Below are 445 nucleotides of genomic sequence, written 5' to 3' on the forward strand. Positions count from 1 at the left end.
GTCATAGACATGCGCGAGCGCCAGGACGCGCCGGCCCCTTGCATGCTCGGGGATCGAGGGATCGTCGGGCAGCGTCGAGAATTCCGCCAGGCCGCTCAGGCGATCGGGTGCGGTCTGCATGAAGTCGCGCCAGAGTGGAATGATCTCGTTGGCGCGCTCTTCGGGATAGGCCGGACCGCATAACATCAGCTCCGGCTCGATCGGATGCAGCTTGAACTCGAAGCTCGTCACCACGCCGAAATTGCCGCCGCCGCCGCGCAGCGCCCAGAAGAGATCCGGGTTCTGGGTCGCGTCGGCATGGATGAGGCGGCCATCGGCGGTCACCAGATCGGCCGCCAGCAGATTGTCGACGCTGAGGCCGTGGCTGCCGCGCAGCCAGCCGATGCCGCCGGAAAGAGTTAGGCCGGCAACGCCCGTCGCCGAGATGAGGCCGCCCGGCGTGGCG

Annotated in this window: 1 protein-coding gene; it reads right to left on the reverse strand. The window is 67.9% G+C overall.

Translation table 11 applies throughout. From position 1 onward, the window contains the following. A partial coding sequence (locus EN991_RS39480) for an FAD-binding protein (protein WP_164769828.1) occupies nt 1-445 on the reverse strand: 445 nt, incomplete at both ends.

Origin of the sequence: Mesorhizobium sp. M7A.F.Ca.US.005.03.2.1, assembly GCF_003997795.1 — a bacterium.
GTDB lineage: Bacteria > Pseudomonadota > Alphaproteobacteria > Rhizobiales > Rhizobiaceae > Mesorhizobium > Mesorhizobium ciceri.